Genomic DNA, 20,312 nt, shown 5'->3' with positions numbered 1-20,312 from the left:
CCGTCCGCCGAAAGGGAAACTGAACGATGGCACGCCGCAAGGACGACCGCGCCAAGGTGGACCTGTCCGCCTTCGACCAGGCCGGCGCGCGGGTCTTCGACAATCCGCTGGTCACCGAAGTCTCCGACTCCTACCTGGAGTACGCCTTCTCGGTGATCCACTCCCGGGCCCTGCCCGACGCCCGCGACGGCCTCAAGCCGGTGCACCGCCGCATCCTCTGGTCGATGTACGAGTCCGGTTTCCGCCCCGATCGCGCCCACGTCAAGTCGGCTCGGGTGGTCGGTGACGTGATGGGCCGCTACCACCCGCACGGCGACACCGCCATCTACGACGCGATGGTCCGGCTGGCGCAGGACTTCTCGCTGAACGTGCCACTCATCGACGGGCATGGAAATTTCGGAAGCCAGGACGACGGACCGGCGGCAGCACGTTACACCGAGGCCCGAATGTCCCGGGAGGCGATGCTGCTCGTCGGCGAGATGGGCGAGGACACGGTCGACGTCGAGCCCAACTACGACGGCTCGCTGACCCAGCCCACGGTGCTGCCCGCCGCGTTCCCCAACCTGCTGGTCAACGGCGCGTCCGGGATCGCGGTCGGCATGGCCACCAACATGATCCCGCACAACCTCGGCGAGGTCGTCTCGGCCGCCCGCTGGCTGATCAACCACCCGGACGCCACGCTAGACAAGCTGATGGAGTTCGTCCCCGGCCCCGATCTGCCCACCGGCGGCCTGCTCCTCGGCCTCGACGAGGTGCGCCGGGCCTACGAGACCGGGCGCGGCGTGGTCCGCATGCGGGGCAAGGTCGAGATCGGCCCGCTGGAGGGCAGCCGGGGCCGGCAGGCGATCACCGTCGTCGAACTGCCGTACGGCGTCGGCGCGGAGAAGGTCATCGCGGCCATCACCAACGAGGTCAACAAGACCAAGCGGCTCACCGGCATCGCCGACGTCAAGGACCTCACCGACCGGGAGAGCGGCACCCGCCTGGTCATCGAGTGCAAGGTCGGCGTCAACCCGCAGGCGCTGCTCGCCGACCTCTACCGGCTCACCCCGCTGGAGCAGTCGTTCGGCGTCAACAACCTGGTGCTGGTCGACGGGCAGCCGCAGACCCTCGGGTTGAAGGCGCTGCTGGAGGTCTTCCTGGCCCACCGCTACGAGGTCGTGACCCGGCGCAGCTCCTACCGCCGCCGCAAGCGCGAGGAGCGGCTGCACCTGGTCGACGGCCTGCTGATCGCCCTGCTCGACATCGACAAGGTGGTCAAGCTGATCCGGGCCAGCGAGGACGCCCAGGCCGCCAAGGACGGCCTGATGCAGAAGTTCAGGCTCTCCGAGATCCAGGCGACCTACATCCTGGACACTCCGCTGCGCCGGCTGACCAGGTACGACCGGATCGAGCTGGAGGCCGAGCAGGAGAAGCTGCGCACGGAGATCGCCCAGCTCTCGACGATCCTCGACGACCCGAAGGTGCTGAAGAAGGTCGTCTCCGACGAGCTGGCGGCCGTCGTCAAGCAGTTCGGCGCCCCGCGCCGCACCACGCTCGTCGACGGCGACCTGAAGGAGGTGCTGGCCGCGTCCGCGCCGGCCGGCCCGCTGGAGGTCGCCGACGACCCGTGCCAGGTGATCCTGTCCGCGACCGGGCTGGTCGCCCGGACGGCGGCGGAGTCGGAGGAGGCGTCCGAGGGTCGCCGGCGGCACGGCCGGGTCAAGCACGACGCCGTACGCGCCGTGGTGCACTCCACCGCCCGGGGCCGGGTGTTGCTGGTGACCAGCGCAGGCCGCGCGTTCAAGGTCGACGTGCTGCCGCTGCCGGTGCTGCCCGAGCAGGCCGGGACGGTGTCGCTGCGCGGCGGGATGGCCGCCGCCGAGCTGGTGCCGCTGGAGCCCGGCGAGACCGTGGTGGGGCTGGCGCCGCTCGGGCCGACGGCCGAGGGCTCCCCGGGGCTGGCGCTGGGCACCCGGCAGGGCGTGGTCAAGGTCTGCGCGCCGGAGTGGCCCGTCCGTTCCGACGAGTTCGAGGTGATCGGCCTGCGCGAGGGCGACGAGGTGGTCGGGGCGACCTGGCTGACCGACGGGGCGGAGACGCTCACGTTCGTCACCTCCGAGGCGTCGCTGCTGCGCTTCGCCGCCGGGCTCGTGCGCCCGCAGGGCCTCAAGGGCGGCGGCATGGCGGGCATCAACCTGCCGGCCGGCGCGCGGGTGGTGTTCTTCGGCGCGGTCCGCACCGACGACCCGGCGCACGGTGAGCCGATGGTGGTCACCTCCACGGGCGCGACGGTCAAGGTGACGCCGTTCCAGGCGTACCCGGCGAAGGGCAGGGCGACCGGCGGGGTGCGTGCCCACCGGTTCCTCAAGGGTGAGACCGACGTGGTCGTGGCCTGGGTGGGGCCGCGTCCGGTGGGTGCCACCGCCACGGGCGAGCCGGTGGAGCTGCCGGCGGCGGATCCGCGCCGCGACGGCTCCGGCTTCGCCGTCATGCTCGGCCCGACCGTCGTCGGCCACCAGGTCGAACGCGACTGACCCCCCCCGCGCGCCCCGGACCCGAGGTCCGGGGCGCGCGCCCATCCTCCGCGCCCGGAGCCCGGGCTCCCGCGCGGCCCGGGCTCCCGCGCGGCCCGGGCTCCCGCGCGGCCCGGGCTCCCGCGCGGCCCGGGCTCCCGCGCGGCCCGGGCTCCCGCGCGGCCCGGGCTCCCGCGCGGCCCGGGCTCCCGCGCGGCCCGGGCTCCGCGCACTGGCCGCTTAGCGTTGATCATGACGTTGTCGTCGCGATACGCCGTGGCGATTGCCGACAACGTCATGATCAACAGGGTCGGCCGACGGCCGACGGCCGACGGCCGACGGCCGGTCGGCCAGCCGGCCGGTCGGCCGGCGGGGCGAGGCCGGGGTGGGTGGTGGGTCAGAGTTCGGGGTCGGGGGTTTGGCGGGGTTCGGGGGTGGTTCCGCGCAGGTGGGCCACCAGGCGCATGCCGTGGTAGATGACCAGGGCGGCGGCGGTGCCCAGGGCGATGCCGTTGAAGGACAGATCGCCGGCGGTGAGGGTGTAGTTGGCCGCGCCGACGATCAGCGCGACCGCCGCCGTCATCAGGTTCACCGGGTCGTGGAAGTCCACCCGGTTCTCGATCCAGATCCGGGCGCCGAGGATGGCGATGAGGCCGTAGAGGGCGGTGGTGGCGCCGCCGAGCACGCCCGCCGGCACGGTGAGGATCAGCGCGCCGAACTTCGGGCTGAGTCCGAGCAGCACCGCCGCGAGCCCGGCCACCCAGTACGCGGCCGTGGAGTAGACGCGGGTGGCGGCCATGACGCCGATGTTCTCGGCGTAGGTGGTGGTGCCGGAGCCGCCGCCGGAGCCGGCGAGCACGGTGGCCAGGCCGTCGCCCATGAACGCCCGGCCCATGTCCCTGTCCAGGTTGCGGCCGGTCATCGCGGCGACTGCCTTGACGTGTCCGGCGTTCTCGGCGATCAGCACCAGGATCACGGGGATGACCAGCACCACCGCGCGCAGACTGAAACTCGGCGCGTGGAACTCCGGCAGGCCGATCCAGGCGGCGTCGCGCAGCCCGTCGACGGCCTTCGGGTCCAGGTCGCCGAGCGCGGCGGCGAGCAGCCAACCGACCAGCACGCCGAGCAGAATGGACAGCCGGGCCAGGAAGCCGCGGAAGGCCACAGTGGCGAGCAGGATCGCGGCCAGGGTCACCACGGCGATCAGCGGCTGGGCCTTCACCCCGGTGCCGCTGCCCCCGCCGTCCCAGGCGACCGGGGCGAGGTTCAGGCCGATGAGCGCGACGATCGCCCCGGTCACCACCGGCGGCATCAGCGCGTCGATCCAGCGTGACCCGGCGAGCTGCACGACCAGCCCGACGGCGGCCAGCGCGACGCCGGCGACGACGATGCCGCCGAGCGCCGGGCCGATGTCCCCGCCGGCCTTCGCGGCCAGCACGGGGGCGATGAAGGCGAACGACGAGCCGAGGTACGAGGGCAGCCGGTTGCCGGTGATCAGCAGGAACAGCAGCGTGCCGATCCCGGAGAAGAACAGCGTGGTGGCCGGCGGGAAGCCGGTGATCAGCGGCACGGTGAACGTGGCGCCGAACATCGCCACGACGTGCTGCACGCCGATGCCGAGGGTGCGCGGCCAGGAGAGCCGTTCGCCGGGGTGGACCACGTCGCCGGGGCGGACGGACCGGCCGTCGCCGTGGATTGTCCAGGCGGACCAGCGGGAGCGCGGCTCGGTGGGAGCTTCTGTCATGGGTGGCCCTTCGCGTCGTCAAGAGGTGACGGGGGCGGTGACGAAACCCAGGAGTCGTTTCTAGCAGAACCCCACCCCACCCCCGCCCTCACCCCTGCACTCCTCGCACCGCGCGGCGGCGCCTCAAAGCCGCCCCGCGCGGCGATCTTGCACTTTGTGCCCACGCTATGCGAGATATGCCGACTTTGTCGGGGCAGGAAGTGCAAGATCGCCGCGAGCGGGTGGGGGCGGGCGGGGGAGAGGGTGGGTGGGTTAGTGGTTGGTGACGAGGCGGTCGTGGGTGGGGGTGGGCTGGCGGGTGATCGGCGGAGTCGGGTGCGTGGGGCGCAGCGTGAGCAGGCTGCCCACCAGGCCGGAGAAGAGCACGACCACACCGAGCGCGATCGCGGTGGCCGACGGGAGCACCACGCGCAGCGTGTCGTGCGGGTTGAGGTCGCCGAACCCGTCCAGCCCCCAGTAGGCGACCGCCCCGACGGTGCCGGCCGTGCCGGCGACGAGCAACAACAGGCCGACGGTGACGCTGGTCTCCAGCCGCAGCAGGCGGATCCAACGGTCCGACGCGCGCTGCGGGGCGAGCCGCTCCTGCCGTCCGTAGATCTCGGCGAGGCCACCGAAGAGCACGAGCTGCACCCCGACGAGCACCATCAGGCAGGCGTACACCAGTGTGCTGACGTCGAGGCGGACCGGGCCGAGGCTCAGCGGGCCCGGGGTGAGCGCGCCCACCCCGGCCAGCCCGAGCGCGGCCAGGGTGGCGCCGGGTCGGACCAGGGTCTTGCGCGGCGCGAAGACCAGCAGGAACCGCAGGTGCCGCCAGCCGTCCCGCCAGGTACGCAGGTGCGGTGGGCGGGACCGGCCGTCGGGCGAGAGCGTGGTCGGCACCTCGACGATGTCGTACCCGGCCAGCGCGGCGCGCACCACCAGCTCGGAGGCGAACTCCATGCCGGGCATGCACAGCCCGAGCGCGCGGATCCGCTCGGTGTTGAAGCCGCGCATGCCGCAGTGGAAGTCCCGCACCTCGCGCAGCCCGAACAGCCGACGGCCGAGCCAGCTCAGGACGGGGTTGCCCAGGTAGCGGTGCAGGGGTGGCATGGCACCCGGCGCGATTCCGCCCCGGAACCGGTTGCCCATCACCACGTCGTGGCCGGCGCGCAGCGCCTCGACGAACGGGCCGAGTTCCGACAGGGCGTACGAGTCGTCGGCGTCGGCCATGATGACGTACCGGCCGCGCGCCTGGTCGATGCCGAACTGGAGGGCGCCGCCGTAGCCGCGGACAGGGGCGTGCACCACGCGGGCGCCGGCGCGTTCGGCGATCTCCTGCGACCCGTCGGTGGAGCCGTTGTCGGAGACCAGCACCTCCCCGTCGACTCCGCACTCCCGCAGCGAGCGCAGCGCCTTGCGGACGCAGACCTCGAGCGTCTCAGCCTCGTTGAGGCACGGCAGAAGCACCGTGACCTCGATCTCCGGTTCGTTCGTCATGATCCCCGTTGCTTTCTGCCGTGGTGGAGGCGGGCCGTTCCGGCTCGCCGTCGGCCGGCGTGGGTCCGTGCGGGTCCTCGCCGGTCGGTGTGAGCCCGTGCGGCTTTCCGTCGGCCGGTGTGAGCCCGTGCGGTTTTCCGTCGGCCGGTGTGCGCCCGACCGATTTTCCGTCGGCCGGTGTGGGCCCGACCGGTTCCCCGTCGGCCGGCGTGGGCCGGTCCGTCGGATGTGGTGTCGACCGCAGCCGCTGCCAGCCGAGCGCGGCGGCGATCGGGAGGAACGCCAGGGCCGGCAGGCCGTAGCGGAGTTCGAACATGGACGTGGCCACGGAGAAGACCATGATCCCGAGGCCGATGCCGGCGTACAGCAGGGCGATCAGGCTCAGCCGAAGCCGGCCACGGCGCGGCCACACCGCCCCGACCAGCGCGAGCAGCACCATGGCGGCCAGGACCGGCGGCGGGGTCACCCCGTACCGGCCGTAGGCGTGCAGGAACCGGCTGGCCGCGTTCGGCTCGACGTCCTGCGAGGGCGCCGGCCGCCACTGGTAGTCGGGGCCGGCGGTGCGTGGTACGCAGTCGTAGTCCGCGGCCCAGTTCGTCGGCGCGGGCTGCGGTCGCCACCAGGTGGCCAGGCACGACTCGGTCGGCGCGAGCGGCGTCGGCCAGAAGTACCGGGCGGTGTCGGACGCCGCGGCGGCAAGGTAGTCGCCGGGCTGCTGGCGCAGCACCTCGCGGGCGAACTCGTCGAGATCCTCCGGCCGTTCGGCGTTGCGGATGGGGCTGTCCCGGTTCCAGATGAACCAGTCGGGCCGGGCGGGGCGCTGGTCCAGCGGCTGCGTCGGGCAGAGCTTGCGCAGCCCGGGGCGCAGTTCCAGCCGGTCGCAGTCGGCGATCTGCGCCGTCCGTCCGTAGAGGAACTTGCCGCCCTCCAGGCCGAGCGCGCCCTTGACGGTGCCGATGCCGGCGAACGCGGCGCCGAAGAAGACGGCGATGCCGAGCAGGTACGCGGCCGGCGCCCGCCAGCCCCGCCACCGCACGAGCAGGAACAGCAGCAGGGCGCCGACGGCGATCACGCCGGTGGGTCGGGTCGCCATGGCCAGGGCGACGGCGACGCCCGCGCCGAGGGCGGCGAGCGTGCCGGGCCGTTCGCGCCGCACCAGCAGCAGCGCGGCGACGGCCAGCGCGGTGGTGAACAGGGTCTCGGTGAGCAGGTACTGCTCCAGCGTGAGCTGCGTGGCGTCGAGCAGGATCGGCGTCGCGGCGAGCGTGGCCGGCCACGGGCCGACGCCCAGGCGGCGCAGCAGCAGGTAGGACGCGACGCCCAGGGCGAGCCCGGCGAGGTGCTGCAGGGCCACCACGGAGGCGACGGTGCCGGTCCACTCGAAGGCCTTGAGTAGCCACGGGTACGTCCACCGGGCCGGCATCGCCGGCCACTCGGCCGAGTGCCGCAGGTAGGTGCCGGAGTCGCCCTGGAACCACAACGCGGGCGGATACGCGACCATCATGGCGATGCGCAGCGCGAGACCCGCGACGAGCACGACGACGAGCCCGACGTGGCGACGAAGCAGGCCGAACGGGGCACGAGCGTCGGTCGGCCGCGCGGTCGGACGTCCATCGGGCACGGGAATGCTCCAAGGAGACAGCGGAGAGTGATTGGATCGTCAAGCTAACACGACGATCCGTGACGGTGGGGGCACCGACTCGACCCAGAAGGCGACATTCGACATAAGACAATCGACATCGATCCACGCCAGACTATGCCGCAGGTTTCCACCCTGCCGGCCCTCGGTCGAACGGTGGGGTGGCCGACGCCGATCGGCCGGTCCCCTCCGCCCGCTCGGCCGCCCGCTCGGCCCGCCCGCTCGGCCCCGCCCGGGGAGGGCGACGGCGTGCTGCGCGGCGAACGAGTCCGGGCGCGCCCGGTCGGCTCGGGCAGGAAGAGCCGTGCCAGGTCCAGCCGCCGGCCGAGCCGCTCCGGCGGCAGCCAGGGCCGCCGGGTCGGTCAGGCGACGCCGGCGGGGCGGAACTGGACGCTGACGCGGGGCCCGACGGGACGGGCGGTCTTCGGCACCGCGTGCTCCCAGGTGCGCTGGCAGGAGCCGCCCATCACCACGAGGTCGCCGTGCCCGAGCGGGAAGCGCAGGCTGTCGCCGCCGCCCCGGGGGCGCAGCAGCAGCGTGCGGGGCGAGCCGAACGAGACGATGGCGACCATGGTGTCGGTGTGCGCGGAGCGGCCCTGGGTGTCGCCGTGCCAGGCGACGCTGTCGCGGCCGGAGCGGTAGAGGCACATGCCGGCGGTGACGAAGGGCTCGCCCAGCTCGGGCGCGTAGTGCCGGGTGAGCGCGGCGCGCGCCTCGGCCAGCAGCGGATGCGGCAGCGGGCGCTGGCCGGAATACCAGCAGAGCAGCCGCGGCACGTCGACCTCGGAGTCGTACATGGTGCGGCGCTCGGCCCGCCACGGCACGTCCCGCAGCAGGGTGTCGAAGACCTCGTCGGAGCCGGCGACCCAGCCGGGCAGGTGGTCGACCCACGCGCCCCGGGTGAGCGGATGCCGGCGCAGCCGGCCGGCCAGCGGCCCCAGCGACGGCCCCGCGACGGTGAGGTCCAGCATCGACGGCTGGTAGGCGGCCCCGGTCACCCGCCCAGCCTACCCGCCGGGTTGGCACACGTGTACGACGCGGGGCAGCTCGTCGCCCGCCCGTCACCTGGCGCACACGTCGGCGTCGTCAAACGTCGGCGGGCCGCCCCTACCGTGAGGCGGCTGCGTCCGGGCCCGGGCGGGCCGCGCGCCGAGGAGACGACCAGTGCAGAGCAGTTCCACCCGAGTGCCGGTGGCGCCCCGCCCGGCGGCCCCGCCGGAGCCGGCCCGGGCGAACCGGGTCCGCCGTCCGGCAACCGCCGTCGGGTGGCTCGCCGCCGCCTGGGTCGTCCCGCTGCTGGCGTACGCGCTGGGCGTGGCCGCCGTGCTCCCACCGCTCGTGCTCGTGCTGACGGCCGCGCTGCTGCGGGCCGGGCGCACCCTGCTGGACCGGCTGGTGCTGGCCACGGCGCTGCTGCTCGGGGCGCTCTGCGCCGCCGCCCTGCTCTTCTCGGTGTGGCCGTGGGGCCTGCACCCGGTGCCGGTGGCCGGCACGGCGCTGACCGCGCTGCTCGGCCTCGCCCTGGTCACCGGCGCCCGGCCGCGCCTGCCGCGTCCGGCGCCGGCCGACGCGGCCCCGGTCGTCGCGGCGATGCTGGCGACGCTGGCCCTGGCCTGGCCGTACCTGCGCGCCGACGGCCTGGCCGGCCGGCTGGCGTACGCGATGACGGGCGAGGACAACAGCCGGCACCTGGCCGCCGTGGAGGGCGTCCGCGCGGTCGGCGGCTACCTGTTCGCCGACCCGGACGGCGCGGCGCGGATCGCCCCCGAGGCGATGGTCTGGTATCCGCAGGGCTTCCACGTCACCGCCGCGCTGCTGGACGGGTTCCTGCGCTCGTCGACCGCGCCCGGCTCGCCGGCCAGCACGCTGGAGCACTACCTCGGCTGGTCGCTGGCCGCGTACGCCCTGCTGGTGCTCGCGGTGGTCTGGGCCGCCGGGCGGATCGCCGGCCGGCTGCTCGACCCGCTGCGCGCCGTCGCCCTGGCCGCCGCCGTCACCGCCCTCGCCCTGGGCTCGGAGCTGGCCCGCTTCGTCGTGTACGGCTACCCGGGGGAGAGCCTCGGCCTGGCGCTGACCGCGATCCTGGTCGCGCTGGTGTGCCGGCCGGTGGCCCGCACCGGCACCCAGCTCTGCCTGCTCGGGGCGCTCTGCGTCGGCATCGGCTTCGCGTACCTGATGTTCCTGCCGGTGGTTGGTGCGCTGGTGCTGGCGTGGCTGGTCCGGCACCGGCGGGCCGTGCGCCGGCGGCCCTGGCTGGCCGCGACGGTGGCGGCGGCCACGGCCGTGCTGACGCCGCTGCCCAGCGTGGCGGGGCTGGTCTTCACCGACCAGGTCGACAACGCCGCCACCGGCGGGGGCGTCTTCCCCCGCTACGACGCCTACCTGGCGCTTGTCGGCGTGGTCGGCGCGGGGCTGCTCGCCGGCGGGCTGCGGCTGCCGGTGTGGCGCCGGTACGCGGGCGCGCTGGGCGCCGCGCTGGCCTTCGCCGCCGGTTTCCACCTCTGGTTCACCCTCCAGGGCAGCGACCCGCGCTACTACTACGGCAAGACGCTGCACCTGCTGCTGGTGATCCTCTTCGTCGGGGTGGGTGCGGTGTTCCTGCTGCGGCCGGTCCCGTGGCGCGTCCGGCGGAACCCGGGCCGGGCCGGCCCGGTCGCCCGGTCACTGGTCGCGCTGTCGCTGGTGGCGGCGACGGCCGGGGCGGCCGGCCTGGCGCGCGGCGGCGGGATCTTCGCCCAGCCGTTCGGCGTCCGCAGCACCACCTGGGCGGCGGCCTGGTGGTCGGGCCTGCTGGACCGGCCCCGGCAGGCCGACGTGACCGTGCGCGCGCTGGCCCACGCGCCGGTACGCGCCGGCGCGGTCACCGTCGTGGTCAGCGAGCACCGGCGGGAGGGCTACCTGGAGACGCTCTTCCTCGCCACCCTCCAGGGCACCCACGGCGACTCCGCGCCCGCGTTCTACAACATGCCGCTGGCCGAGCCGGCCCGCTCTGCGGCCCTGATGGAACGGGAGCGGCGGCCGATCCGCTTCCTCGCCACCGGGCCGGAGGCCGCGGCGGTCGTCGAGCGGCTCCTCGCCGAACGCCCGGAGCTACGCTCCCGCGTCACCCTCGAACTCCTGCCCTGACGACGTCCGTCACCGCCGACCACGAAGGACGGTGCAGCGGGCCGGGTGATCGGGATACTGGTCGAGTGGCGGAGGAGCAGGTTAACGAGTCGACCCGGTGGACGATTCACGGCGAGCGGGTGGTGGACGGCAGCCGCCGGGCGCGGTTGAGCATCGCCGACGTCGAGCTGCCGGACGGCGTCAGATTCGAGCAGTACGTGATCCGGGCACCCCGGTCGGCGATGGTCGCCGTGCTCGACGAGCGGGAGCGTCTGCTGCTGATGCGCCGGCATCGGTTCGTGTTCGACCGGTGGGTCTGGGAGTTGCCGGGTGGCTATGTCGACGATGGTGAGCAGCCGGCGGCTTGCGCGATCCGGGAGGTTGAGGAGGAGACCGGTTGGCGTCCGGTTGCCGTGGAACCGTTGCTGTCGTTCCAACCGTGGGTGGCCACGGCGGACGCGGAGAACCTGCTGTTCCTGGCCCGCGACGCGGTGCACGTCGGCGCTCCGGTGGATGTCAACGAGGCCGAGCGGGTGGCCTGGATCCCGTTGGAGGAGACGCGGGATCTGGTGTCCCGGGGTGAGATCGTGGGTGCCGGCACGGTGATGGCGGTGTTGGAGCTGGTCGCGCGCAAAGCTCGGGGCGAGCTGTGATCAGCGACGATGGCCAAGGACCACGTCGACGCGGGTGACGAAGTGCCGTACCGCCGGCAGGCGACGATGCGTCGTGAGCTGGGTTTGCAGGTCGCGCAGGTAGCGCACGGCCCGGGCCGACCGTAGCTGCGAGGTCAGGGTGAGGGCCTCGGTTCCGATGGCGCTGGCGCGTTCCGGCTCTCCCTGTTGAGCGTGGATGGAGGCGAGAAGGACCAGGTTGAAGGCTTTGCCGCGTACGTAGCGCTCGTCCATGCGCAGGGAGCGGGCGGCGAAACGTTCGGCCCGCTGATTTTGGCCGAGGGCGTGGAAGCAGTGGCCGAACTTGGCGAACAGATACGCCTCGTCGAAGTAGCCCAGCCATTGCGGGTCGCTGCTGCGGTCGGCCCGGTCAAGGGCTCGTTCTGCGTGGTGCAGTGCAGTGGCGCAGGCGCGTTCGTCGCGGGCGGCGGCGTGGGCGTGGGCCTCCATGACCAGCGCCTCGGCTGCGAGCACGGTGAGGCCGGCGCGGTGTGCCGTCTGCCGGGCGGCACGGGCGAGGTCAACGCCGGTTGCGGTGTGGCCGAGGTAGGTGGCTTGGTGGCTCATGGCGGCGAGGATCTCAGCACCCAGGCCAACGTCTTCGGTAGCCCGAGCGAGGTCAAGGGCGTGGGTGAGGTAGCGCTGGGCGAGACCGTGTTCGGCCATGTCGTACGCCTGCCAGCCGGCGAGCTGAGCCAGTTCGACGACGGCGGCGAGCAGCCTGCGGCCGGTCGTCGGGTCGTAGCGGCCTTCGGTCACCAGAGGCGTCACCTCGTGGTGGAGGTAGCGGGCAACGGTATCGCGGTTGTGGCCGCCGCCGTACTGGTTGTCGAGTCGCCGGTAGGTGGTGGCCATCTCCTGGATAGTGTCGATGTCAGGCTGACCGACCGTCCGCCGGCCGTTCTGCGCGACGGGCTGCGAGGTAGGGGCTGTGAACCAACGTAGGGCCGGGAGGGTGTAACCGGCGGAGCTGAACACTGCCTGACGGAGCATGTCTCGGCGGTTCACGTCGCCTTCCCACAGCTGCATGGCGGCGCGGATGTCCTCGCGCCAGGACTGGTTGACCGGCACGTCACTCTCTCGACCATTGGGGCCGACGGCCATGTCCCGGTGACATGAACGTTGACGGGGCGCGAGGCCGAGCATCATCCGGGCCTCGTCGGGCATGCCGCACCCGTCGGCGATCCGTTCCAGCACGTCGATGGAGGTCACCTTTCGTCCGGCGATGATCCGGCTGACGTAGCCCTGTTCCAAACCGACGGCGGCTCCGATTCGCGTCTGGCTTGCCCCGGTGTGCCGGCTGAGGAGCCGGAACAGGACGCCGATGTCGCGGACCCGTAGCACGTCACGGACGCGCTCGCGCGACCAGAACTCGCCGGGAATCCGAAGATGATCGAGCGGCACAGCAGCCCTCAGCATCGTGACGTGACTACCCATGGTGCTCGGTCAGGAGCTTAGAAGTGGTATCCGTGCAGGTCGAGCCCGCTCATGGCACAGTGACATGGCCAGCCGACATGGCCGCCAGGCCACGGTCGCCGGGATCGTCTCGGGCATGTTTTTCGACCCCGAGGACCCACCAGTCGAGCCGGCCCGAGGCCGCAGCCACGGGCTGCTGCGGCGCCTGTTCCGCGCATGGCGGGAAAGCCGTCACTCGCCACCACAGAGCTGCGGCGGGCTGACCGCGGGCGTCAGCCACGGCGTGACCGCCCTCATCAGGTACGCCCAGGTCCAGGTCGAGACCGCCGATGCGATCCTCGCCCGTCACGTCGAGGTGGGGCTGGGCCTGTGCGGGTGCGGCCGGCTCCACCCCTGCCCCGAACGGCGGCAATGGATCCGGAAGCGGGCGCACTACGTACCTCTGCTCAGTGGTCCACGGTGACCGCCCACGGCCCGGTGCTGCCGGTCTGGAGCTGCGGTGGGTGCGGCGCGCCCTGGCCCTGCCGGACCCGCCGGCAGGAGTTGCGGGCGGAGTTCGCGGGAGCGCCGATGTCGCTGGCGCTCTACATGGGCGCGCAGTTCGTGCGCGCCGCCGAGGACCTGACCTGGGCGCCGGCCGGCACGCTGCACCGGCGCTTCCTCGGCTGGCTGCGGTGAGCATCCTGCGGGCCGGCGACGAGAAGTTCCACTACAGCGACGGCTCCCACAGGTGGATCCCGCCGGACCCGGACTACGACCAGGAGGTGTGGGACGAGCAGGTCCGCCAGCACAAGCTGGGCCACCTGCGCAACGAGCAGCCCAGGGTGCGCGTCCGACGCCTGGTCTGAGCCCGGCGGATCAGGCCGGCGCGGCGGCGAGGGCGGCCAGCACCGCGTCGACCACCCGGCCCCGGCCCAGCCCGTCCACGGTGGACCAGGCGCGGGCGGAGAGGGCGGTGCGGCGTTCGGGGGAGGAGAGCAGGCCGGTGAGGGTGCGGGCGGCGGCGGCCCGCGCCGCCCGCCCCGGCATCCCGGCGGCGGCCAGCTCCGGCAGCTCGCCGAGGCCGGCGACGAGGCCGGCCTCGACCACCCGGCGGTACGACTCGCGCTGGTTGTCCACCACGCAGACCAGGGCCGACGGCGCGCCGAGGCAGCACAGCTCCCAGGTGGAGGTGCCGGCCGCGCTGACCACCAGGTCCGCCGCGCCGATCAGCGCGGGCAGCTCGTCGGTGGGCGGCACCGGGCGCAGCGACTGCCCCCGCCCCGGCGGCACGGCCGCCAGTTCCGCCTCCACCTCGGGCCGGCCAACGACGACGGTGAGGTCCATCGGGTGCCCGGTGGCCAGCAGCATCCGGGTCAGCACCGGGGCCGCGCCGACCGCGTCGGTGCCGCCGAAGAACGCCAGCACCCGGGGCCGCCGCACCGCCGTCGGGGGCCGGGGCGCCGCGGGCCGGGCGGCCACCACCGAGTCCCGCAGCAGGGCGTACGCGCTGCCGGCGAGCAGCCGCCCGGCCGGCGCGGCGGTCGACGCGCCGAAGTTCTGGTCGAGGTAGAGGTCGGCGTCCTGCCCCCGGGTGTCTCCGTCGACGACGGCCAGGGTCAGCACGCCCGCCTGCCGCAGCGCGCCCGCCCCGGCCGGGTCCAGCTCGTAGGAGTCGAGCACCATCACGTCCAGCGCGTGCCGGCGCGCGGTCCCGGCGAGGTCCCGTGGGGTCTGCGGGCCGGGGCGCAGCGGGATGCCGCGGGCGGCCAGTTGGGCGCCCGCCCAGCCGACCCGCTCGACGGTGCCGAACACCTCGACCGAGGCCCCCCGGGCGAGGAACTCCTCGCCGAGGGCGAGGCAGCGGACGAGGTGACCGACGCCGCGGCGCGGCCCGGCGTCGCAGCGCAGTCCGACGCGTAGGGTGCTCAGGACTCCTCCAGCCGCTTCTGTCGTACGCCGGCGTTGACGGCGCGCAGCGCCGGTTGCCCGTCGAGCCAGTCGGCGAGCTTGGCCAGCGGCACGCTGACGTCCCCGAAATGGTCGGTCACCGCCCGCACCAGGGTCCAGTCCGCCTCGGTGTCGAGGGTGAGCCGCAGGTCCGACCGGTCCGGGGTGAGCGTCACCCCGAGCACCCGGAACAGCTCCGGGCGGGAGTACGCGTAGGAGGTCACGTGCACCCGGTGGTGTTCGGTGGCGAGCCGGTCCAGCGTCCGCAGCGTCTCCGCCCGGACGATCTCGACGTCCAGGCCCCGGGGGAGGGTGCGGGCGATGGACGTGCTGGCGTAGTCGAGGCCGGGCACCGCGCGCCAGACCGCCGCGACCAGCGCGATGATCTCGGGGTCGAGCAGCGGGCAGTCGGCGGTGAAGCGCATCACCGCGTCGCCGGGGTGGGCGTCGAGCGCGCCGACGAAGCGGGTGAGCACGTCGTCGACGGGGCCCCGGTGCCACGCCACGCCCAGCCGGTCGCACTCGGCCACCACGGCGTCGTCGGCGGCCTCGGTGCTGGTGGCGACCACCAGATCGGCGAGTACGCCGCTCTCCCGCGCGGCCCGCACCACCCGGCCGAGGACGCTGCGCCCGGCCAGCGGACGCAGCACCTTGCCGGGCAGCCGCGACGAGCCCATCCGGGCCTGCACGACGCCGACGATCCGGGGGCCGGTGCCGGCCGGTTCCGTCGGTCGGTGGCCCGGGTCGGTCGGGCCGGACGCCGGTCGGGTGCCGGCGGCGGCCCGGTCGGGTGCCGGCGGGCTGCCGGCGGTCGGTGTGTCGGTCACCGGGTCTCCTCCGGCTTCGGGGCGAGGGCCTGCCGGGCCCGTCGCTTGGCGGCCCGGGCGCCCCGCTTGGCGATCCGCGCCGGGGCGATGGCCAGTCGGCCCACCCGGTAGCTCAGCGAGCCGCTGAGCAGGTTGATCGTCGCGTCGGCGCGGCGCAGCGCCCGCTCGCGGGAGGTGAGCAGCTCCTCGGTCCACTTCAGCAGCGCGGCCAGCCGGGTCAGCTCCTCGCGCTGGCGCAGCCACGCCTCGCGCAGTTGCTGGTAGCTGCGGCTGCCCCGGGGCGGGTCGGTGGGTTCGACGGCGCGCAGCTCGGTGGCGAGGGCGACCCGCCCGTCGGCGTCCAGCCCGTGCAGGGCGGCGGCGATGGCCGCCTCGGCCTCCACGGCGGCGGCGACGGTGGGGCGGTCCAGGTCGTGGCCGGCGACCCCGCCGAGCACCACGGTCAGGCCCGCCACGTCGAGAGTGGAGGTCCACGGGTGGGCGTACCCGCCGGTGAGCAGCTCGGCGGCGAAGCGCCACAGGCCCCGGGCGAGCACCACGTCGACGGCGAGCGGCTCGGCGGCCCGCCAGCTCGGGTCGAGCACGGCGTAGGCGTCCCCGGCCACGACGACGTTGTCCACGCTGGCCAGCCCGTACGGGCCGGCGAGTCGACCGTCGGCGTCGACCTGCCCGGCGAGCCAGCGGGCGTAGCCGCGCAGCAGTCGGCGCAGCGTGTCGGTGTCCCGCCGCAGGCAGCCGTCGAGCAGCAGGGTGCGCAGCAGCCGGCCCTCCGGCACCGGCCCGGCGAGCGCCCCCGGGTCCCGGTACGCGGCCAGCCGGCTGGCGAACGGCGCCGCCGCCCCGCCGCGTACCTCCGACGTCTCGGCCCGCCACCGCCAGCCGTCCGGGCCGTCGACCACCTCGACCACGCCGGCCCCGGGCGGCCCGGTCTGCACCAGCGCCACGGGCAGGCCGCCGGACGACCTGGCGGCCGCGTCGCCGGCCGTGCCGTCCGCGGCGGCCGCGGCGGCCGGCCGGGGGGCGGCCTGGCGCACGCCGGCCGGGGCCGCGTGGGTCCGGCCGGCGGCAGCCGGGTCCGGGCCGGCCGGGTCGCCCGTCCGGTGAGCGAGGACCAGCCAGGCGGGCGCCAGCTCGGCGGCCCGGCCGGCGTGCAGGGCGTCGACCGCGAGCCGGGCCGGGTCCTGGAGCACGGTGCCCCGGGCGGCGGGGCCGGAGCAGGCCCCGTGCAGCGCCGCGTCGAGGAAGCCGGAGGTGGTCCGCCGGGCCAGCGCGTCCGCGTCGACCAGCGCGGTCGGTGTCGCCGGGTGCGGGTACGCGGCGAAGCAGGCGTCCGCGCGCAGCCCCAGGTCGCCCAGCCGGCCGCGCAACTGCTCCAGGTTGGCCGGGCGGTCCGCGTCCAGCACTCCGCCGATCGTCCAGGCGGCGTCGTCGCGCCGGGCGTACCAGGGGGAGGCGGCGACGAGCCGGTGCAGGCCGAGCGGGTTGTCCAGGCGCAGCAGCAGCGTGCCGCCGGGGCGCAGCGCCGCCGCCAGCCGGTCCAGCACGCCGGCCCAGCCGAGCCGGGCGCCCTCCACCGACTCGACCGCGTCCAGGCCGGCGCCGGCGATCACCACGTCGTACCGCTCGTCGGCCGGCAGGCCGGCCGGCCCGGCCACCACGACGCGCGCGGCGCGGTCGGCGAGGGCGACCGCGTCGGGGTGGCTGCGCAGCAGGCAGGTCACCTCGGCGTGGGCCAGCCGGTCGAGCAGCGCGGGGTCGTGCGGGCCGGCCAGCAGCACCCGGGCGCCGGCGGGCACGGCGTGGGCGGCCAGCGCCGCCAGCGGCCCGCCCTCGGCCAGGCGCTCCTCCGGCAGGTCGGACCAGGCCAGCATCTCCCCGCCCGGCAGCGCGATCCGGGGCGCCGTCTCAGTGGTCAACTCGTCTCCTCCTGGAGGTTCGCCCAGCCGAGCAGCTCGCGCAGCTCGGCGGGCGTGCAGCGGTGGTCGGTGCCCAGCTCGGCGCGGGCGATCTCCACGGCGGTGGGCAGATCCACCCGCTCGCCGTGCAGCTCCGGCCACTGGCGGCGGATCCGGGCGGTCCCGCCGAAGGTGGGGTCCTCGTCCGCGAGCACCATCGGGTCGCCGTAGACGGCGGGCTCGCAGCCCGCCGCGATGCCGTAGAAGATGGCGCTGGTCAGCCGGTTCGACGCCACCCGGCGGTGCCGGCGCAGCTCGGTGAGCTGCTTGTCGAGGAAGAGCGGGTCGGTGTCCTTCCACCAGTGGCCGCGGTAGCCGTGGCAGATGACCCGGAAGCCGGCGTTCTCGTAGAGCCGGCGCACGCGGCGCATGCCGTACTCGTGCCAGTAGAGGCAGACGGTGACCGGGCCGGGCTCGGTGTCCCGGATGCGGGCGATCAGCTCCCGGTGGTCGCCCCGCACGTGCTGGCCCTCCCAGCCGTGGAACGGGTACCAGATGGTGCCCTCCCGCCGCGCCGCCGCCGGCTGCTCGGGCCGCATCGCCAGCAGGTACGCGAACGGCGCGCCGATGACGGTGACGTTGCGTCGCCCCACCGACCAGGCGCGCCGCCGCGTCTGCTCCGACCAGAGCAGGCTCGGGGTCCGCTCGGCGTACGGGTGGCCGGGGGCGAGGCCGTCGCCGATGTTCCAGCCGTGCTGGACGTACCCGTTGATCCGGGGCGGGTGGCCGTCGCCCAGCCCGGCGTAGCGGGCCAGCACGTGGGCGTGGCCGTAGAAGTGGTTCGCGTGGTGCATCGGGTCCCCTCAGGCGGCGGATCGCGCCGTGGCGGCGCGCAGCGCCGTGCCGAGGGCGTCGACGACGCGGTCCTGGTCGGCCTCGGTGAGGTCCGGGAAGAGCGGCAGGGACAGCTGCTGGGCGTAGAACGACTCGGCCACCGGGCAGGAGCCGCGCCGGTAGCCCAGGTCGGCGAAGGCCGGGTGCCAGTGCACCGGGATGTAGTTGACCTGCACCCCGATGCCGGCTGCGCGCATCCGGTCGTACACCTCGCGGCGCCGCCCGTCGAGCACCCGGATCGGGTAGAGGTGCCACGCCGGGGCGGCCCAGGACCGTCGGCCCGGGGTCAGCACGCCCGGCAGGTCGGCCAGCGCCTCGTCGTAGCGGGCGACCAGGCGGGCCCGCGCGGCGAGGAAGTCGCCGAGCCGGCGCAACTGGCTGCGGCCCAGCGCGCAGAGCACGTCGGGCAGCCGGTAGTTGAGCCCGAACTCGTGCACCTCCTGGTGCCAGCCGCCCTCGTCGGGCCAGCGCTGCTCGTCGCGCTCCCGCACCAGGCCGATGTTGCGGAACCGGCGGGCCCGCTTGAGCAGGTGCGGGTCGGTGGCGGCGACCGCGCCGCCCTCGGCGGTGGTGAGGTTCTTGGTCGGGAAGAACGAGAACGTCGTCAGGTCGGCCAGCGAGCCGACCGGCCGCCCCCGGTAGGTGGCGCCGATCGAGTGCGCGGCGTCGGCGAGCAGCAGGGCGTCCGTGCCGGCCGTCGCGGCCCGCAGCGCGTCGTAGTCGGCGGGGTGGCCGGCGTAGTCCACCGCGGACACCACGCGGGTCCGGCCGGTCGTCGCCGCCGCGACCGCCGCCGGGTCGAGGGTGAACGTCTCGTCCTCGACGTCGGCGAAGACGATCTTCGCGCCGAGGGCGACCGCGCTGCTGGCGGTCGCCACGAACGTCATCGGCGGCACGATCACCTCGTCGCCGGGGCCGACGCCGGCCGCCGCGTACGCCACGTGCAGCGCCGCGGTGCCGTTGGAGACCGCCGCGCAGCCGGCGCCGCCGGTCCAGCGCGCCAGGTCGGCCTCGAAGCCGTCGACCTGCGGGCCGGTGGTGAGCCAGTCGCTGCGCAGGGCCGCGACCACGGCGGCGACGTCGTCGTCGGTGACCGACTGCCGGCCGTACGGGAGCAGCCCCGTCATGCGGTGACGCCGAGCATGTCGCGCAGCCGCTGGACGCTGAGCCACTCGTCGTTGCTGTCCGACTGGTACGCGAACCCGTCCGGCACCGGCTCGCAGCCGACGGGCGGCTGGTATCCCCAGGTGGCGATGGTCGGCTGCACGATGAACCGGTCCTTCGCGCGCAGGGTCCGGCGGCTGTCGTCCGGCGCGATCATCTCCTCGTGCAGCTTCTCGCCGGGGCGGATGCCGACCTCGTGCGTGGTGGCGTCGGGGGCGACCGCCTCGACCAGGTCGAGGATGCGCATGCTCGGGATCCGCGGAACGAACAGCTCGCCGCCCTGCATCTGGTCGAACGAGTCCATGACGAACTGGACGGCCTGCTCCAGCGTGATCCAGAACCGGGTCATCCGCTTGTCGGTGACCGGCAGGCTCCTGCCCTCGGCGGCCAGCCGGCGGAACAGCGGGACCACGGAGCCGCGGCTGCCGACCACGTTGCCGTAGCGGACGACCGCGAACCGGGTCGGGTGCTGCGCGGCGTAGTGGTTGGCCGAGATGAACAGCTTGTCGCCGACCAGCTTCGTCGCGCCGTACAGGTTGATCGGGCTGGACGCCTTGTCGGTGGAGAGGGCGATGACCTTCTTGACGCCGGCCTCGATCGCCGCGTCGACCACGTGCTGCGAGCCGGTGATGTTGGTGGCGATGAACTCCGACGGGTTGTACTCGGCGGTGTCCACCTGCTTGAGCGCGGCGGCGTGCACCACGTGGTCGACCCCGTGCATCGCGCGGGTGAGCCGGTGCCGGTCCCGGACGTCACCGATGAACCAGCGCAGCCGCGGGTCGTCGCCGAGCTGCTGGCGCAGCTCGTACTGCTTGAGTTCGTCGCGGGAGAACACCACCACCCGGGCCGGGTCCGCCTCGGCGAGGACGTGACGGAGGAAGGTCCTGCCGAAGGAACCGGTCCCACCCGTGATCAGAATGGAAGACCCATTCAACTCGCTCAATTGGTGCTCCCATGGTCGTGGTCGTTTCCGTGGCGACCTTGCCCGGTCGGCCGGATCGAGACGCTAGACCGGCCGGGTTAACACCCCGACGCCCCTCGGTGAACGGTCGCCGCG

Annotated in this window: 16 protein-coding genes; 5 read left to right on the top strand and 11 right to left on the bottom strand. The window is 74.4% G+C overall.

Features of this window, described 5'->3' with window-relative positions; all coding sequences use genetic code 11:
• Window positions 1-26: 26 nt before the first annotated feature.
• Window positions 27-2,516 (top strand): DNA gyrase/topoisomerase IV subunit A, encoded by a 2,490-nt coding sequence (locus tag GA0070606_RS06800; protein WP_091096050.1) that lies wholly within the window; start codon window positions 27-29, stop codon window positions 2,514-2,516.
• 376 nt (window positions 2,517-2,892) lie between these two features.
• On the opposite strand, the gene GA0070606_RS06795 is transcribed toward GA0070606_RS06800, so the two are convergent.
• The 4 genes from GA0070606_RS06795 to GA0070606_RS06780 form a co-directional block, all read right to left on the bottom strand.
• Window positions 2,893-4,239, bottom strand: a complete 1,347-nt coding sequence (locus tag GA0070606_RS06795) for a uracil-xanthine permease family protein (protein ID WP_091096048.1) — start codon at window positions 4,237-4,239, stop codon at window positions 2,893-2,895.
• A gap of 252 nt (window positions 4,240-4,491) precedes the next feature.
• Window positions 4,492-5,715 (bottom strand): glycosyltransferase family 2 protein, encoded by a 1,224-nt coding sequence (locus tag GA0070606_RS06790; protein WP_091096046.1) that lies wholly within the window; start codon window positions 5,713-5,715, stop codon window positions 4,492-4,494.
• On the bottom strand, window positions 5,657-7,336 hold the full coding sequence (locus GA0070606_RS06785; RefSeq protein ID WP_091096044.1) for a glycosyltransferase family 39 protein: 1,680 nt from the start codon (window positions 7,334-7,336) through the stop codon (window positions 5,657-5,659). The genes GA0070606_RS06790 and GA0070606_RS06785 overlap by 59 nt, the downstream gene beginning before the upstream one ends.
• 380 nt (window positions 7,337-7,716) lie before the next feature.
• The gene (locus tag GA0070606_RS06780; protein ID WP_091107393.1) at window positions 7,717-8,325 is read right to left on the bottom strand and encodes an alpha-ketoglutarate-dependent dioxygenase AlkB; all 609 of its coding nucleotides are present in this window, start codon (window positions 8,323-8,325) and stop codon (window positions 7,717-7,719) included.
• Window positions 8,326-8,518: 193 nt separating this feature from the next.
• Here GA0070606_RS06780 and GA0070606_RS06775 point away from each other — a divergent pair, with 193 nt between their 5' ends.
• On the top strand, window positions 8,519-10,480 hold the full coding sequence (locus tag GA0070606_RS06775; RefSeq protein WP_141721603.1) for a hypothetical protein: 1,962 nt from the start codon (window positions 8,519-8,521) through the stop codon (window positions 10,478-10,480).
• 65 nt (window positions 10,481-10,545) lie between these two features.
• The gene (locus GA0070606_RS06770) at window positions 10,546-11,112 is read left to right on the top strand and encodes an NUDIX hydrolase (RefSeq protein ID WP_091096039.1); all 567 of its coding nucleotides are present in this window, start codon (window positions 10,546-10,548) and stop codon (window positions 11,110-11,112) included.
• Here GA0070606_RS06770 and GA0070606_RS06765 read toward each other — a convergent pair whose 3' ends face one another.
• Window positions 11,113-12,549: a helix-turn-helix domain-containing protein gene (locus GA0070606_RS06765; protein ID WP_425413030.1), complete on the bottom strand. Its 1,437-nt coding sequence runs from the start codon at window positions 12,547-12,549 to the stop codon at window positions 11,113-11,115.
• Window positions 12,550-13,005: 456 nt separating this feature from the next.
• Between GA0070606_RS06765 and GA0070606_RS06755 the strand changes: the two genes are divergently transcribed.
• Together GA0070606_RS06755 and GA0070606_RS32400 are read left to right on the top strand one after the other, a co-directional pair.
• The gene (locus tag GA0070606_RS06755) at window positions 13,006-13,224 is read left to right on the top strand and encodes a hypothetical protein (RefSeq protein ID WP_091096036.1); all 219 of its coding nucleotides are present in this window, start codon (window positions 13,006-13,008) and stop codon (window positions 13,222-13,224) included.
• Window positions 13,221-13,394: a hypothetical protein gene (locus tag GA0070606_RS32400; RefSeq protein WP_176737255.1), complete on the top strand. Its 174-nt coding sequence runs from the start codon at window positions 13,221-13,223 to the stop codon at window positions 13,392-13,394. The genes GA0070606_RS06755 and GA0070606_RS32400 overlap by 4 nt, the downstream gene beginning before the upstream one ends.
• Before the next feature lie 10 nt (window positions 13,395-13,404).
• Here the strand turns inward: GA0070606_RS32400 and GA0070606_RS06750 are convergent, their stop codons facing one another.
• The 6 genes from GA0070606_RS06750 to pseB form a co-directional block, all read right to left on the bottom strand.
• A complete protein-coding gene (locus tag GA0070606_RS06750; protein WP_091107389.1) occupies window positions 13,405-14,457 on the bottom strand; it encodes a PseG/SpsG family protein in 1,053 nt (350 codons plus the stop codon).
• Window positions 14,454-15,176, bottom strand: coding sequence for a glycosyltransferase family protein (locus GA0070606_RS06745; protein ID WP_281191067.1), 723 nt, complete (start codon window positions 15,174-15,176; stop codon window positions 14,454-14,456). Before GA0070606_RS06745 ends, GA0070606_RS06750 begins: the two co-directional genes overlap by 4 nt.
• A gap of 122 nt (window positions 15,177-15,298) precedes the next feature.
• Complete coding sequence (locus tag GA0070606_RS06740; protein ID WP_091096034.1) at window positions 15,299-17,218, bottom strand: hypothetical protein; 1,920 nt, start codon at window positions 17,216-17,218, stop codon at window positions 15,299-15,301.
• Window positions 17,215-18,051 carry a hypothetical protein gene (locus GA0070606_RS06735; protein ID WP_091096033.1) on the bottom strand — a complete coding sequence of 279 codons (837 nt, stop codon included), beginning with the start codon at window positions 18,049-18,051 and terminating at the stop codon, window positions 17,215-17,217. Before GA0070606_RS06735 ends, GA0070606_RS06740 begins: the two co-directional genes overlap by 4 nt.
• 9 nt (window positions 18,052-18,060) lie before the next feature.
• A complete protein-coding gene (locus GA0070606_RS06730) occupies window positions 18,061-19,218 on the bottom strand; it encodes a DegT/DnrJ/EryC1/StrS family aminotransferase (protein WP_091096031.1) in 1,158 nt (385 codons plus the stop codon).
• A complete protein-coding gene (pseB, locus tag GA0070606_RS06725; protein ID WP_091096029.1) occupies window positions 19,215-20,198 on the bottom strand; it encodes a UDP-N-acetylglucosamine 4,6-dehydratase (inverting) in 984 nt (327 codons plus the stop codon). Before pseB ends, GA0070606_RS06730 begins: the two co-directional genes overlap by 4 nt.
• Between the last annotated feature and the right edge of the window lie 114 nt (window positions 20,199-20,312).

Origin of the sequence: Micromonospora citrea, assembly GCF_900090315.1 — a bacterium.
In the GTDB taxonomy this organism is placed as follows: domain Bacteria; phylum Actinomycetota; class Actinomycetes; order Mycobacteriales; family Micromonosporaceae; genus Micromonospora; species Micromonospora citrea.
The sequence above is the reverse complement of the archived record's forward strand: the minus strand, read 5'-3'. Positions and strand labels throughout refer to the sequence as shown.